General features: G+C 56.1%; 12 protein-coding genes. 7 read left to right on the top strand and 5 right to left on the bottom strand.

The window, feature by feature from the left end; all coding sequences use genetic code 11:
* Positions 1 to 35 precede the first annotated feature (35 nt).
* The gene (locus BJF95_RS05915) at positions 36 to 1172 is read left to right on the top strand and encodes a mechanosensitive ion channel family protein (RefSeq protein WP_075638549.1); all 1137 of its coding nucleotides are present in this window, start codon (positions 36 to 38) and stop codon (positions 1170 to 1172) included.
* A gap of 53 nt (positions 1173 to 1225) precedes the next feature.
* Here BJF95_RS05915 and BJF95_RS05910 read toward each other — a convergent pair whose 3' ends face one another.
* Complete coding sequence (locus BJF95_RS05910; protein WP_075638548.1) at positions 1226 to 3040, bottom strand: methyl-accepting chemotaxis protein; 1815 nt, start codon at positions 3038 to 3040, stop codon at positions 1226 to 1228.
* A 414-nt stretch (positions 3041 to 3454) separates the two neighbouring features.
* On the opposite strand from BJF95_RS05910, the gene uppP reads away from it, so the two are divergent.
* Complete coding sequence (gene uppP, locus BJF95_RS05905; protein ID WP_075638547.1) at positions 3455 to 4327, top strand: undecaprenyl-diphosphatase UppP; 873 nt, start codon at positions 3455 to 3457, stop codon at positions 4325 to 4327.
* A 10-nt stretch (positions 4328 to 4337) separates the two neighbouring features.
* Here the strand turns inward: uppP and BJF95_RS05900 are convergent, their stop codons facing one another.
* The 3 genes from BJF95_RS05900 to xylF form a co-directional block, all read right to left on the bottom strand.
* Positions 4338 to 5123, bottom strand: a complete 786-nt coding sequence (locus tag BJF95_RS05900) for an ATP-binding cassette domain-containing protein (RefSeq protein ID WP_075638546.1) — start codon at positions 5121 to 5123, stop codon at positions 4338 to 4340.
* Positions 5124 to 5140: 17 nt separating this feature from the next.
* Positions 5141 to 6454, bottom strand: a complete 1314-nt coding sequence (locus BJF95_RS05895) for a sugar ABC transporter permease (protein ID WP_075638545.1) — start codon at positions 6452 to 6454, stop codon at positions 5141 to 5143.
* A 365-nt stretch (positions 6455 to 6819) separates the two neighbouring features.
* Positions 6820 to 7860, bottom strand: coding sequence for a D-xylose ABC transporter substrate-binding protein (xylF, locus tag BJF95_RS05890; RefSeq protein ID WP_075638544.1), 1041 nt, complete (start codon positions 7858 to 7860; stop codon positions 6820 to 6822).
* Between the two features lie 240 nt (positions 7861 to 8100).
* On the opposite strand from xylF, the gene BJF95_RS05885 reads away from it, so the two are divergent.
* Positions 8101 to 9306, top strand: coding sequence for an ROK family transcriptional regulator (locus BJF95_RS05885; protein WP_075638543.1), 1206 nt, complete (start codon positions 8101 to 8103; stop codon positions 9304 to 9306).
* A gap of 5 nt (positions 9307 to 9311) precedes the next feature.
* Here the strand turns inward: BJF95_RS05885 and BJF95_RS05880 are convergent, their stop codons facing one another.
* Positions 9312 to 10115, bottom strand: a complete 804-nt coding sequence (locus tag BJF95_RS05880) for a class I SAM-dependent methyltransferase (RefSeq protein WP_075638542.1) — start codon at positions 10113 to 10115, stop codon at positions 9312 to 9314.
* 199 nt (positions 10116 to 10314) lie between these two features.
* Between BJF95_RS05880 and BJF95_RS05875 the strand changes: the two genes are divergently transcribed.
* From BJF95_RS05875 to BJF95_RS05860, 4 genes are read left to right on the top strand one after another with little or no spacing between them, the layout of a single operon-like run.
* Positions 10315 to 11376, top strand: a complete 1062-nt coding sequence (locus tag BJF95_RS05875; protein WP_139317434.1) for an ABC transporter substrate-binding protein — start codon at positions 10315 to 10317, stop codon at positions 11374 to 11376.
* 59 nt (positions 11377 to 11435) lie between these two features.
* Positions 11436 to 12587 carry an ABC transporter substrate-binding protein gene (locus BJF95_RS05870; protein ID WP_075638867.1) on the top strand — a complete coding sequence of 384 codons (1152 nt, stop codon included), beginning with the start codon at positions 11436 to 11438 and terminating at the stop codon, positions 12585 to 12587.
* Entirely contained in the window at positions 12587 to 13654 is a 1068-nt protein-coding gene (locus BJF95_RS05865; protein WP_075638540.1) for a FecCD family ABC transporter permease, read from the top strand. Before BJF95_RS05870 ends, BJF95_RS05865 begins: the two co-directional genes overlap by 1 nt.
* On the top strand, positions 13648 to 14403 hold the full coding sequence (locus BJF95_RS05860) for an ABC transporter ATP-binding protein (RefSeq protein ID WP_075638539.1): 756 nt from the start codon (positions 13648 to 13650) through the stop codon (positions 14401 to 14403). The genes BJF95_RS05865 and BJF95_RS05860 overlap by 7 nt, the downstream gene beginning before the upstream one ends.
* The last annotated feature ends 198 nt before the right edge of the window (positions 14404 to 14601 follow it).

The raw sequence follows: 14601 nt of genomic DNA, 5'->3' as shown, positions 1-14601 counted from the left end.
CGATTTCAGCGCAACACTTTGCTTCAGGAGACGCAGTGGACTTCTATATCCAGCAGATCGAAAGGTTCAGCCGCTTCCTGCCCGATTGGGCGATAAGCTTGATTATTTTTACCTTGGTGCTTGGTTTCAGTTGGATCCTGCACCGGCTGATTTTCAATATGTTGACCCGGATTGTGGCCGATAAAGATCTGCTTTGGCGGTCTATGGTGTCACGCAACGAGAGGCCGACCCGGCTTGCCGTCTTTGTTCTGGGCATATCGTTTGCCAGTCGGGTGGCACCGCTCACCAGTGCACAAGACGATACGATCCGTCATATCATGCTGATTTGCATGATTTTTTTGACGGCTTGGGTCGCACGAAGTGCATTGCACATCTGGTCCACGGTTCATCTGCGCGGTTTCAAGCTGGATGCTGCCGACAATCTGATGGCGCGCAAACATGTCACGCAGTTTCGCATTCTCAAGCGGGTTTGCGAATGGCTGATCATTGTTGTTGCGGTGTCTGCGGCACTGATGACATTTGATGAAGTCCGCCAGTATGGCGTCAGTCTCTTGGCCTCGGCGGGCGCTGCCGGTATTGTTGTTGGTCTGGCTTTGCAGCCAGTGCTGAAAAACCTGCTTGCCGGCCTGCAATTGGCCGTCACCCAGCCAATCCGTATCGATGATGCTCTTTTGGTGGAAGGTGAGTGGGGCAATGTGGAAGAAATCACCTCCACTTATGTGGTGGTAAAACTCTGGGACTGGCGGCGTCTTGTGTTGCCTCTCAATTATTTCATGGAAAAGCCATTTCAGAATTGGACGCGCGAAAGCTCGTCCTTGATTGGTACAGTGATGATTTATCTCGATTATCGAGCGCCCATCGATCTCATTCGCGCAAAAGCCATTGAATTGGCTGCCAAATCGCCGCTTCACGATGGAGGGGTGGTTAATGTGGCTGTCACGGACTTCAAAGAAAATACAATGGAGGTGCGTATTCTGGTGTCGGCAAGCGATGCGGGGCGAACCTTTGATTTAAGATGCCATATCCGCGAGCAACTTGTTGCTTTTTTGCGTGATCACCATCCAGCGGCGCTGCCCGTGTTGCGGATGGAGAGGCAGACAGATCTGCGAAACAGCCCGGATGCCGTGACAGGTCGTTCACCAGATCGCGAACATGCTGACGCCTCGCCTTGATGAAATGGTAGATTTCTGAGAGTTTGTCGGGTTAAATCTGAACCCGACAGGCTCTAAGCTGCCCGACGCATTGCAGTCGCGCCATGATCGCCCGGAATAATAAACCGTGATACAAGCTGCTGGAGACGCGCGCTTTCCTGCGCGAGACTGGCGCTGGCGGCGCTGGTTTCTTCTACCATGGCCGCATTTTGCTGGGTTACCTGATCCATCTGGTTGACGGCGGTGTTGACTTCCGACAGGCCCACCGATTGCTCGCGCGATGATGTGGCAATGGCATCCATCAAGCCGTTGATGGTGGTCACATGCACTTCGATGGCTCTCAGCACATCGCCGGTTTCCTGCACCTGACGAACACCGTTTTCCACTTCCGCCGTTGAATTATTGATCAACTCCTTGATTTCGCGGGCAGCTCTGGCCGAGCGCTGGGCCAGTTCGCGCACTTCGGTGGCAACCACGGCAAAGCCACGGCCTGCCTCGCCGGCACGGGCCGCTTCCACGCCCGCATTCAAGGCCAAAAGATTGGTCTGGAAGGCAATTTCATCGATCACCGTGATAATATTGGAAATCTGGTTGGAAGATTGCTCAATACGCTGCATGGCATGGATGGCTTCATTCACCACACGCTCCGAGCGGACAGCACTGCTGTTGGCTTCCTTGGCAACGCCACGGGCCTCTTCCACCCGGCGCGAAGAATTGGTGACATTAACTGTAATCTGATCAAGGGCGGCGGCGGTTTCTTCCAGCGATGCCGCCTGCTGTTCTGTGCGTTTCGACAGGTCATTGGCGCTTTGGCTCACCTCGCGCGAGCCATTGCTGATGGCTCCGGCAGAGCCTGCAACTGTTGCAATGGTGTTGCCAAGTTGCGCAACCGCCGAATTCAGATCAAGGCGCAGCGCATCAAACTCGGGCGAGAACGGCTCGTTCAATTCGAAATTGAGATCGCCCGCTGCCAGCCGCTTGAGGCCAGAGGCGAGACCGGCGGTTGCCATTTGCAATTTTTGCTGGGCGGCAGCCTCGGCGTCTTGCTGCAGGCGCAGTTTCTCGAGTTCTGCTTTCTGTCGCGCATTCTCGGCCTCAGTTTCCAGCGCACGGTTGTGCAAAATACCATCCTTGAACACCTGAAGGGCTGCTGCCATGGCCCCGATTTCATCCTGGCGGCTCTTGTAGGGCACGTCACCGCTGGTATCGCCAGAGGAGAGGATGCGCATCGTGTTGGTGATATGTTTCAAAGGGCGCACCACGCGCACGGCGTTGGTGAGGATGGCGCAGAGCCCGATCAAAAGAGCAAGGGCAAGTGCCGCATAGGTAACGGCTTTGGCCAAGGTGATGCTGGCAACACTTGACGCACCTTCGTCTTTGACGTTTCCGGCCAGATCATCGACGGCGGCCTGAATATCGTCGCCGGATTTGTTGAACGTCGTGAGGGCTTCACCGTTGAATAATTTCAAGGCCTCCTCTTGCTGGCCCTTGTCTGACAGTGCCTTGACTTGCAGCCACAAGGCTTCTGCCCGCTCCCAATCCTTGGAAAAAGCCGCGTAAAGGTCGCGATCGCCTTGATCGACCATCAACGGCTCATACTCTTTGCGGTTTTTGGCCAACGCCGCCTCGGCTTCTTTCAACGTTGCCGCAAATTCAGCTTTGCTGGAAGGATCAGAATTCAGCACACTGCCTTGGGCAATGCGAATGTCGCCCAGATCAGCATTGATCTGCCCCATGAGAATGAAGGAGGGGACTCTCTTGCCAACAATCTGATGGGTGTCTGCCAAAATTGTGTTGAGCGCGCTGACACCATAAACACCTTGGCTTACAACCACCATAAGAATGATTGCAAAGAGCGATGTTAAAAGTTGGCCAAGAGAAATTCGCATTACGATCTCCAACGGGGAATGGCAACGGGTCAATGTTGCAATTTGACGTGTCGTTGTTTCACACTGATTGCGAAGTATCTAAGAAATAAATTTAACAATTGCTAATTATTTGGTCTTTTCTTGTGGAGGCATAGATACTGGGATGCTGTGGGATTTTTTATGTCGCGCCCTCAATAGTACGGTCTTTTCCCGAGGTATTTCTTGGTGCATAAAACGCCCGTGGCGCGTTCTTTCCGTGTCTGTTGAATTGCAGTCTTCCTTCTGCCACGTTCAGAGTTTCAAAGCATTCCAACACTCTAAAGCCAATCGCTGCGAATAGGAGTCGCTGCGACAGGCTTTAGATCTTATTGTGTCGCATGGACGTTATCGTTTTATTGAGGACAATAAAACGCGACATGCTTTAAGAGGTGATCAATGGCGGATGCTTGTTTGGTGGGCTCGGCAACGGGCTTTGTTGACTTGAGTTTTGTTGAAGCCGCGTTTTTGGGCGTGGTGCAAGGGATCACCGAACTGGTGCCAGTGTCATCCTCGGCCCATATGCGGGTGGTGCCCGCGCTGTTGGGCTGGCCAGATCCCGGTGCGGCCTTTTCCGCCGCCATGCAGATGGCAGCCCTTGTCGGGGTTGTCACCTATTTCTGGCGCGATATCCATGGTCTTGCATCCGGCTCGATCAGCGCTTTGAAGCGCCGCGATTATAATGATTTCAGCTTTCAGCTGGTGCTTTGGATCATGATCGGCACCATCCCGATTGTCATTGCGGGCCTTGCGCTGTCGCATAGTCTCAACAGCTGTGGTTCTCCCTTGCGCAGCCTGTGGGCCGTGGGTATTGCCTGCATTGTCATGGGTGGTCTTTTGGCGGCAACCGAGCTTTTGGCCAAGCATAAGCGCAATCTGCCCAGCATTCGTCCGCTGGATATTATTCTGGTGGGTCTGGCGCAGGCCGCAGCCCTTATTCCCGGTGTGTCACGCTCTGGCGGCACCATCACGGCGGCATTGGCGCTGGGCTTCAAGCGTGAAGAAGCCGCGCGCTTTTCGTTTCTGCTGGGTCTCCCTGCCATCGTGCTGGCTGGCTTGAAAGAAGTGTGGGAGCTGCATAAACTCTCGCTGGATGCCCATGGCTGGGCGCTTCTCAGCGTGGGCTTGATTGCCGGTGGCATTTCCTCGCTGGTCGCCATCTGGGGCCTGATGCGCTTTCTGGAACGCTTCTCCACATGGCCGTTTGTGATCTATCGGATTTTGCTCGGCTTCGTGCTGATCGCGGCTGCTGCCACTGGGGCAGCAGCTTGATACGATAAATTTACGCCACCTGCATGGCACCGGGGCCGGGCACGGCACCCGGTGGCACTTTGCCCATGATGATCATGCCCAGCACTTCATCCTTGGTCACGTCCGTGGTTTTGGCGTGGCCAACCACCTTGCCGTTTTTCATCACAAACACCCGGTCGGCCAGATCAAACACGTCGTGAATGTCGTGGCTGATCAGAAAAATGCCGATGCCTTCCTTTTTCAGCTGCAAGATCAGCTCGCCCACTTGCGCGGTTTCCTGCGGGCCGAGAGCAGCGGTTGGCTCGTCCATGATCAGAATGCGGGCATCAAACAAAATGGCGCGGGCAATGGCCACTGATTGACGCTGGCCACCCGACAGCGCCTTGACCGGCTCCTTGAAGCGCTGGAAATTCGGATTGAGCCGTCCCATCACCTCGCGTGCCTTGGCCTCCATGGCCACATCATCCAGCGTGCCCCATGGGGTTTGCAATTCGCGACCGAGGTAGAGATTGGCAGCGGCATCGACGTTATCGGCCACGGCCAGCGTCTGGTAGATGGTCTCGATACCGTAATGCTTGGCATCGCGCGGGTTGTTGATGTCGCAAGGCTCGCCATTGATCAGGATTTCACCGGCGCTGCGCTTATAAGCACCGGAGAGGATCTTGATCAGCGTGGATTTGCCAGCCCCATTGTGGCCTAGCAGGGCCACGACTTCGCCGGGAAACAGATCGACGGATGCATCATCAACGGCATGAATACCGCCAAAGGAGATGGAAATATTCTTCATTTCCACCAGAGGCGTGTTCTGTTGTGTCATAACGTATCTCCTCTGTGTTAGCGGGTGCGGGCGCGGTAAACCGTGTCCAGCCAAACCGCGACAACCAGAACCATGCCAATCACAATGCTCTGCAATGGCGTATCCATGCCCAGCAACACCATGCCCGAATTGAGCGATTGCATGACAATGGCCCCGAGAATGGCCCCAACAATGGTGCCAGCACCGCCGGCCAAGGATGTTCCGCCAATCACGGCGGCGGCAATGGTGTACAGCTCATCCAGCGTGCCTTGCGCATTGGTTGCTGCATTGAGGCGGGCGGTGGAAATGGCAGCAGCGATGGCGCAAAGCGCACCCATCAGCGCAAAAATCCGCACCGTGACCCAGCGGGTTTTGATGCCGGCCAGCTCGGCGGCTTCCGGGTTGCCACCAATGGCAAACACGTAGCGGCCAAAGCGAGTGCGGTTGGTGATGAAGTTCATGACAATGGCAATGCCAATGGCAATCAGCACCGGAATGGCAATGCCAAGCGAGATATCCAACCCGCCATCGGGCCATGGAATATTATGGGCCTCGGCATATTTGCGCGCCAGATTGACTGGCATGTAATAGCTGTTGAGCACATTAACAGCACCCATGACGGCACCGCAGCCAATCAGGCCCATGAAATATTCAGCCCAGATGGGCTTGAGCGGAAAGCCGAAACGCTTGCGCTGTTTGCGCGAATGCAGGATCGACAGCACAATGAACACGCAGGCAATCACGCCCACCACCCAGCTTGCTGTTGCCCCAATCGAGCCATCGGCCCCGCCGCCCATCAGGCGAAAGCGGGTATCCATAGGCGCAACGGTTGCCCCGCTGGTGACCATCCAGGCGCAACCGCGCCACACCAGCAGACCGCCCAGCGTGACAATGAACGACGGAACATTGAGAAAGGCAATGATGGCACCTTGAAACGCGCCAATGGCAGCGCCGATGACAATGCCAAAGCCCAGCGCCAGCACCCACATCAGCGGATGTTCATACCCCAGCAGAACCGGCAGAAACTTGGTTTGTGTGACCGCCATCATCATGCCGACAAAGCCAAGGATGGAGCCAACCGAGAGGTCGATATTGCGGGTGACAATCACCAACACCATGCCGGTTGCCATGACAGAGACCGATGCCGCCTGCACGGACAGGTTCCACAGATTGCGCGGCGTCATGAACAGGCCGTCTGACAGCACGTGAAAACCCACCCAGATAATCAGCAGGGCAATGACCATGCCCATCAAGCGGGTGTCGATTTCGGTGGCTTTCAAAAATTGTTGCCAGAGATTGGCCTTTGCTGGCCGCGCGCCGTTGGAGGCTGCGCTGATTGTGTGATCCACCATGGACCGGATACTCCTCTATGACCTTTGGGTCTGCGCTACTGCATAATTCCTTAAATCGGACTCGATTTAAGGAGAAAATTATGCAGCAGACTAAAAGTGTTACAGCGTCCTTTGTGCGCCATATATGGCGCACGGCGCTGTAAAGGCCGCTGTCGTGCCAGAGTTTTGGCGCGTATTGGGATGCGTTTGATGTGTGGTGCTTGGCGTTACCCCCTCTGTCCTGCCGAACGTCATCGTTGGCTATTCGGATTGGAATGTGCCATATCTTTTCCTCCCCCCTTGTGGGGGAGATGGCTGGCAAGCCAGAGGGGGTATTTGCAGGCCGCAGCGCACAAGAATACGCTGCGACACCCATCAAACCACTGTTACTTGCACACCGCCACAGTGCCAGCCTTCACGCCCTGGCAAAGTTCGCTCTTGCTGATCCACTTGGCATCGAGAACAACATTGAGATTGTCCTTGGTGATGGCTTGCGGCATCAGGAATTGCGAGTTCATTTCAATGCCCTTGGAACCGCCCTTGAATTTGGTGGTGCCGGGGATTTCGCTCATCTTCTTGCCGCTGGCCAGCTCAACGGCCACATCGCCAGCCTTCTTGCCCAGCATGCGGCTGTCTTTCCACACAGATACGGTCTGCGTGCCAAGGGCCACACGGTTCAGCGCCGCCTTATCGCCATCCTGACCCGACACCGGAACAGAGCCAGCAAGACCCTGTGCTTCGAGGGCTGCCACCACGCCACCGGCCATGCCGTCATTGGACGAGACAACCGCATCAACCTTGTTGTTGTTGGCGGTCAAAAACTGCTCCATGTTCTTCTGGGCAATTTCCGGCTTCCAGCCATCGGTATAGGCTTCACCGACATTCTTGATCTTGCCTGCGGTGATGGCGTCTTTCAAAACATCCATCTGGCCGGAGAAGACGAAATCGGCATTCGGATCGGTCGAGCCGCCCTTGATGAACACGTAATTGCCGCTCGGCTTGACCTTCATCACTTCCTTCGCCTGCAGGCGGCCAACTTCCTTGTTGTCGAAGGTGATGTAATAAGTGTTGGGGTTTTCGATCAGGCGGTCATAGCCAATCACCGGAATGCCCTCATTGGCGGCCTTTTCAATGGCTGGGCCAATGGCGCTGGAATCTTGCGCCAGCACGATCAGGGCGTTTGCGCCTTGGGCAATCAGGCTTTCAATGTCGGTCAGCTGCTTTGCCGCCGATGTCTGGGCGTCAGCCGAAATATACTTGGCACCATGCGCCTTCAACGCTTCCTTGATGGCGGCTTCGTCGGTTTTCCAGCGCTCTTCCTGGAAGTTCGACCAGGACACGCCAACAATCAGATCCTTGGCCTGAGCGGAGACGTGCACGGACGTGATGACGGCAACGCATGCCATCAGTTTCATAACGGATTTCATTTTAAACCTCCCCAAAATGAAGGCGATGCGGGCAGACCTCCTCGTCCGCCACCACACCACCACTAAACCCTCGAGAACACTGGAAACGGGCCAGATAATGTTTTTCTCGACAGTCGAGAAAATAACTGGCAGAAGAATTGCAACCTGTCAACAGCCCTTGAAACGGCCTTGTCAACACAGGGAGCAAATGCTTTGGGAGGAGCATGTGTTTCACTTTACTTTGAGGGGCCGGTCCTGCCGATGCTGATCAAATCAAGCGGCGACAAGGTGCGGCGGCAAAATTCCACGCTGGTGCTTTCAGCGCTGCGCAGGCAAGATGCGTTGTCGCATACCGATCTTGCGGAGCTGACCGGGCTTGCTTCGGCCACGGTCACGGCCATCACCGCCGAGCTGGAACAGATCGGCGCGATTGAGCGGCACGAGCCGCAGGCGGCCGCATCAAGGGGCCGGCCAAGAGTATTGCTGTCGCGCAAGGGCAGCTTTGCCTACGCGATGTCTGTGCAGATATCGTCAGACAATGTGCGCTATGCGCTCTCCGATTATCGCGGCACATTGATGGACCGGTTTGACGAGCCGCGGGTGCTGGCGGCAACGCCCAGCAGCTTCTCAGAGGATTTTGCCCGCGCGTTGTTGCGGCTTGCCGACCGCTCGAAGCTTGATTCTGCCACGGTTGCCGTGCTGTCGGTCAGCAGCAAGGGCATTGTCGATGCCGAAGGTGCACATGTGGTGTGGTCGCCGGTGTTTGGCAATCAGCCGGTGGATCTCAACGCCGCCCTCTCAGCCTTTCCCAATGCCGATCTGATGGTGAGCAATGAAACGCGCTTGGTGGCCCATGGTCTTGCATCCCGCATTGGTGGGGAGGGGGCAGATTTTCGTGGTTTGATTGCGCTGTCACTGGGCCACAGCATTGGCTTGGGAATTGCCCGCACAAATGCTGTGGGCGGGCTGGAGGTCAATGCCCCCAACTTTGGCCATATGCTCAATGCGTCCGATAACAAGCTGTGCCGCTGTGGATCACGCGGATGCGTTGAGGCATCTGCGGGGTTTTACGGCATTTTGCGCACCGCCTTCGAGGTGCCGCCCGACACCATTCCCGCCCGCTTTGTGCCTCTTGCCGAGATGGATCGCATCGCGCTCACCGCCCGCCAAGGCAACCGCATGGCGCAATATGCCTTTCGGCAGGCAGGCCTTGCCTTGGGGCAGGGGTTATCGCGCGTGTTCAGCCTCTATGAGACCTTGCCCGTCATCATCACCGGCCCCGGCACCCGCTATTATGATCTGCTGGCGCGGGGGCTGGACGAAGGGTTGCAAACCTGTTTGCAGGTGCGGCTGGACGGTATGCCCAAAATCGATATGGCAAACGACGAAGCCAGCCTGGTCTATGAAGGGCATCTGGACCGCGCGCTTAAAGCCATTGATCAGCAATTGGTGACGGGTGCGCCCTGACCACTTCACTTCACCGCGCAAATGGCATAGCGGTGCTGCGTTGCCCGCTCCAAACCTTTCAGAAAACCAAAATTGGCCTTTTGTGCCCGGTTGATGGCGCGCAAATCCTGATCGACCGTGATAGAAGAAAACCCGGCCTGTTTCAGCAACTCCACCACGGCATCTGCCCGCGCGCCGTTGGAAAAATACACCCGTGCGAGAATGCTTTTATGGGTCTCAACCAGCGAAGACGCCGGGCCGTGATGGGCGGGCTGCTTGCCGATGTGAAAACGTGCTGCCATCCTGGCCAAAAAGCCGGTCAGTTTGGCAAGCGGGCTGGGATTGACGAAATCACCATCGACAATCAACACCTTGCCGCCGGGCTTGAGCACACGATGCCATTCCTGAAAGGCCGTCAGCGGGTCCACCAGGGTCCACACCAGATGGCGGTTGGTGATCACATCATAGCTGCTGTCCAGCTCCATGGTGTTTTCGGCATCGCCCATCAGAAAGCGAATGGTGCGGCCTCGCGCTTTGGCTTTGGCGCGGGCGCGCTCCAGCATGGGTTCCGACCAATCCATACCGGTGACAGAAAAGCCAAGGTCGTCAAGCAGATGCGATACCACGCCGGTGCCAGAGGCCAGATCCAGCACTTTTCGTCCATTGCCGGGGCCAAGATGGCGGCTGATCAGCCCGTGCCAGGCGGCGCGCTCGGCCTCTGAGAAAATTTCATGGCCCGGCTGGCTGTCGAATGTTTCGGCCCGCAAAGACCAATAGGCCTTGATCTCATCTTTCAGATTGTAATTGTGCTGATGTGCGATCTGCGGCATGTCCTGCTCCAAAACCCCTCAATGTTGCTGGAATCTTTCTAAAAGATATTTGTTGACTGTCAAACTCATAATATCATAAATCCCCAACGGGACGATAAATAGACGTTGATGGAGACAGAGAGTGCTCAATATTCATGGGGTGGTCACCGCCGCAACCCTTTCGCTTGCGCTTTTTTCGGGCGCTGCCTTTGCGGGTGAAATGGTCAAGATCAAGGACATCACTGGCCGCGAGGTGTCGGTGAATGTGCCTGTAGAGCGGGTGATTCTGGGCGAAGGCCGCCAGATCTATTTCACCGCAGCCCTTGATACGGACCATCCTTTCAAGCGTATTGTCGGCTGGCGCGATGATTTTCAAAAAGCCGATCTCGACGGCTATAATATTTATCTGAAGAAATTTCCCGAAATGGGCAAGATCCCCACATTTGGCGGCATGAAGGACGGCACGTTCGATATCGAACAGGCCGTGACCCTGAAGCCAGACGTGATCATCATGAATATTGATGCGAAATCGGCCACCGAGGAAAGCGGTTATATCGACAAGCTGTCCAAGGTTGGCATTCCGCTGGTCTATGTGGACTTTCGTGAAAAGGCCATGGAAAACACCGACCCATCCATGCGCCTGATTGGCAAGCTGTTTGGCAAGGAAAAGCGCGCAGAAGAGTTTGTGCAGTTTCATGATGCCCAGATCAAGCGCGTCACCGATAAGCTGGCCAGCGTCAAGGATTTGAAAAAGCCAGTGGTGTTCATGGAACGCGCTGGCGGCTATAGCGATGATTGCTGCATGTCGTTCGGCAATGAAAACTTTGGCAAAATGGTCGATATCGCCGGCGGCAAGAACATGGCCGACGGCATCATTCCCGGCACGTTTGGCGTGGTCAATCCAGAGCAGATCATTGCCTCCAACCCGGATCAGGTGATTGTGACGGGTGCCAATTGGGAGCTTTATGTGCCCGGCGGCAAATGGGTTGGCGTTGGCCCCGGTGCTGATAAGGCCGTGGCCGAAAAGAAGCTGGCAGACCTGATGAAGCGTCCGGCCTTCACCGATATCAAGGCGGTGAAAGAGGGCAATGTTCACGCCATCTGGCACCAGTTCTACAACAATCCTTATCAGTTTGTCGCAATTCAGCAGATGGCGAAGTGGCTGCACCCGGATTTGTTCAAGGATCTGGACCCGGAAGCAACCTTCAAGGAACTGCATGATCGCTTCCTGCCGGTGGCTTACGAGAGCGGCTATTTCGTTTCGCTCAAACCCCGTTCGTAATGTTTGAAAACCGGCGGCGCGATGGTGCCGCCGGTTCGCATGCTTTTGAAGGTTTCGATATGAATTTCAGACATTTGATCCGGGCGCTCGTCGCCCTTGCGCCGTTTTTAGGACAGCCCATTATGCCCGCGTCCGCGCTGGCCGCAGAAATTACTGATGTGGCTGGCCGCACGGTCACGCTGGATTTGCCAGCCAAGCGCGTGCTGGTGGGCGAGGCACGGCAGATCCACACCATTGCCGCTTTGGCAGGCTCCCATACGTTTGACACCATTGTCGGCTGGCGCGATGATTTTCTGACCAAAGACCCGGACAGCTATCAGGCCTATGTCGAGCGCTTTCCAAAAATTGCCGATCTGCCGCGCTTTGGCTATGTGCCCAACGGCAGTTTCAGCCTGGAAGCCGCCATTGCCCTTCATCCCGATGTGCTGACACTGAATATCGAAGCCAAAACAGCCGCCGAAGAAAGCGGTCTGGAAGAAAAGGCGGCTGCGGCTGGCATTCAGGTGGTGTATGTCGATTTTCGCGTTGATCCCGATAAAAATACGGAAAATTCCATCACGATTCTTGGCAAAATCTTTGGCGATGAAGACAAGGCGCAAGAGTTGATTGCCTATCGCCGCGCGCAGATTACCCGCGTGACTGACCGCTTGGCGGCAGTGAAAGATCTCAAACGCCCGCTGGTTTACATGGAGCGCGCCCCCGGCAATGATGCTGAAGGCGGTTGCTGCCGCACCTTTGGCCCGGCCAATTTTGGCGAAATGGTTGAAAAGGCGGGCGGCCATAACATTGGCTCGGACGTGATCAAAACCACGTTTGGCTCCCTGAGCATCGAGCAATTGATTGCCGTCAACCCGGATCAGATCATTGCCACCGGCTCCAATTGGGCCGCCGAATCCAAAACCAACCGTTTTGTGCATGTCGGTCGCGGGGCCGATCCCATCAAAGCCCGTGAAAAACTGCAAACCCTGATGGAGCGCACCGGCTTTGAGGGTCTCAAGGCCGTGCAGGAGGGCAATGTCCATGCCGTATGGCACCAGTTTTATGGCGCACCATATGAATTTGTGCCGATCCAGCAATTTGCCAAATGGTTCCACCCGGAACTGTTTAAAGATCTGGACCCGCAACAGACCTTTCGTGAATTCCATGAGAAATTCCTGCCGGTCACCTATAAGCCCGGCTATTTTGTATCGCTTGAAAAAGGCAGACAATAATGGCTCTTGCTGTTGAAACCGCGCCGAAAACAGTGGGGGGCGTTCAATATCGTGCCCTTGCTGCACGGCGCACCTTGATTTTGATGTGTCTTTTCGCCGCTCTGTGCATCAGTGTCGCCGTGGATATGGCGCTTGGCCCGGCCCGCTACACGCTGGAACAGGTGCTGACCGCGATTTTTTCGCCAGACACGGTGTCCAATCAGATCCGGGTGGTGATCTGGGATATTCGCATGCCGATTGCCCTGATGGCGGTCACGGTGGGGGCTTGTCTGTCGCTGGCAGGTGCGCAGATGCAAACCATTTTGGCCAATCCGCTGGCAAGTCCGTTCACACTCGGCATTTCTGCGGCTGCAAGCTTTGGCGCAGCACTTGCACTGGTGGGCGGCGTGGCTGTGTTTCCGGTGGCCATTGAGTTCATGGTGCCGATCAATGCCTTCATTATGGCCATGCTGGCATCCATGTTTATCTATGGGGTGTCCACCATGCGCGGCGTGACGGTGGAAACCATTGTGCTGCTCGGCATCGCTCTGGTGTTTACTTTTAATGCGCTGTTGTCGCTTCTGGAATATCTGGCATCAGAACAAGCGCTGGCGGCTGTGGTGTTTTGGACCATGGGCAGCCTGACCAAAGCCACGTGGATGAAAGTGGGCGTCACCGCAGCTGTGCTGGTGGTCTGCGTGCCGCTGTTTGCCCGTCAGGCCTGGGCACTGACCGCCCTTCGTCTGGGCGATGACAAGGCGGCAAGCCTTGGTGTGAACGTGCGCCGCCTGCGGCTGGAAACCATGATGCTGGTCAGCCTGCTGGCCGCCATTCCGGTGTCTTTTGTCGGCACCATTGGCTTTATCGGTCTGGTTGGGCCACATATTGCCCGCATGCTGGTGGGCGAAGATCAGCGCTTCTTCCTGCCCGGCTCGGTGCTGTGCGGTGCGCTTTTGTTGTCGGTGACCTCGGTGGTGTCGAAAATGTTGATCCCCGGTGCGATTTTGCCGATCGGGGTGATTACGGCACTCGTGGGCGTTCCCTTCTTCTTCTCGCTGATTTTCACCAATAGGAGACGCGCATGGTAACGCTGGCGCTCGATAAGGTCGGTGCACGTTATGGCCGCGCCACGGTCTTTGAAGATATCACCACGGCCCCCATGCATGGCGGTGAACTGACCGCGCTGATTGGTCCCAATGCTGCGGGCAAATCCACGCTGTTCAAGCGCATTGCCAGCCTGCTGTCTGGCCCCGGCACGGTTGTGGTGGAGGATGTGCGTGAGGGCCGCCGCCCCATCTGTTACATGCCGCAGGATACCGGCGCGAATGCGGTGTTGACGGTGTATGAATCGATTTTGCTGGCCGCCAAACAGGGCGGCGGTTGGCGGGTGGCCGATCATGAATTGAGCGAAATCGATGCCATCCTGAAAGCACTTCGCATTGCCGATCTGGCCTTTCGCGATCTGGGCGCACTGTCTGGCGGTCAGCGCCAGCTGGTGGCCATTGCGCAGGCGCTGGTGCGCAAGCCCGAAGTGCTGTTGATGGACGAGCCAACCTCGGCGCTGGATCTGTTTCGCCAGATCGAAGTGCTGGAATTCATGTCGTCGATTGCCAAATCCGAAGGCATGGCGGTGCTGATTGCCCTGCATGACCTCAACCACGCCCTGCGCTATTGCAGCCAGACCATGGTGATCAACGGCGGCCGCCTGATTGCCAGCGGCCCGACCCGCGAGGTCATCACCCCTGCCATGCTGCGCGAGGTTTACCGGGTCGATGCCCGCATTGAGCCTTGCAGCCAGGGCCGTTTGCAAGTGATTGTGGATGGGGCTTTGGTGTAAACCTGTCGTTTCGAGTCTGTCCGGTTCAGGTCGAACCCGACAGGCTCTGCAGCTCTGTCCGCCCTATTTGGCGCTCAAAGGACGCTGTCGCACTTTAAATCCACAGCATGGGCGCGTTGTTGTGCTTGGCATCATTGGCACGCCCGTTTTGCTGTTGCGAGGCTGCTTTTTGCAGCCAAAATTGGCATCCTGAATTCA

Source organism: Rhizobium oryziradicis (genome assembly GCF_001939045.1).
GTDB classification, from domain to species: domain Bacteria; phylum Pseudomonadota; class Alphaproteobacteria; order Rhizobiales; family Rhizobiaceae; genus Allorhizobium; species Allorhizobium oryziradicis.
The sequence above is the reverse complement of the archived record's forward strand: the minus strand, read 5'-3'. Positions and strand labels throughout refer to the sequence as shown.

Bases quoted from the DNA above. Each gene is read 5' to 3' on its own strand.
- BJF95_RS05865 (WP_075638540.1), top strand. From the start codon at position 12,587: ATGGCTCTTGCTGTTGAAACCGCGCCGAAAACAGTGGGGGGCGTTCAA.
- uppP (WP_075638547.1), top strand. From the start codon at position 3,455: ATGGCGGATGCTTGTTTGGTGGGCTCGGCAACGGGCTTTGTTGACTTG.
- xylF (WP_075638544.1), bottom strand. From the start codon at position 7,860: ATGAAATCCGTTATGAAACTGATGGCATGCGTTGCCGTCATCACGTCC.
- BJF95_RS05860 (WP_075638539.1), top strand. From the start codon at position 13,648: ATGGTAACGCTGGCGCTCGATAAGGTCGGTGCACGTTATGGCCGCGCC.
- BJF95_RS05875 (WP_139317434.1), top strand. From the start codon at position 10,315: ATGGTCAAGATCAAGGACATCACTGGCCGCGAGGTGTCGGTGAATGTG.
- BJF95_RS05900 (WP_075638546.1), bottom strand. From the start codon at position 5,123: ATGACACAACAGAACACGCCTCTGGTGGAAATGAAGAATATTTCCATC.
- BJF95_RS05870 (WP_075638867.1), top strand. From the start codon at position 11,436: ATGAATTTCAGACATTTGATCCGGGCGCTCGTCGCCCTTGCGCCGTTT.
- BJF95_RS05895 (WP_075638545.1), bottom strand. From the start codon at position 6,454: ATGGTGGATCACACAATCAGCGCAGCCTCCAACGGCGCGCGGCCAGCA.
- BJF95_RS05910 (WP_075638548.1), bottom strand. From the start codon at position 3,040: ATGCGAATTTCTCTTGGCCAACTTTTAACATCGCTCTTTGCAATCATT.
- BJF95_RS05885 (WP_075638543.1), top strand. From the start codon at position 8,101: ATGCTGATCAAATCAAGCGGCGACAAGGTGCGGCGGCAAAATTCCACG.
- BJF95_RS05880 (WP_075638542.1), bottom strand. From the start codon at position 10,115: ATGCCGCAGATCGCACATCAGCACAATTACAATCTGAAAGATGAGATC.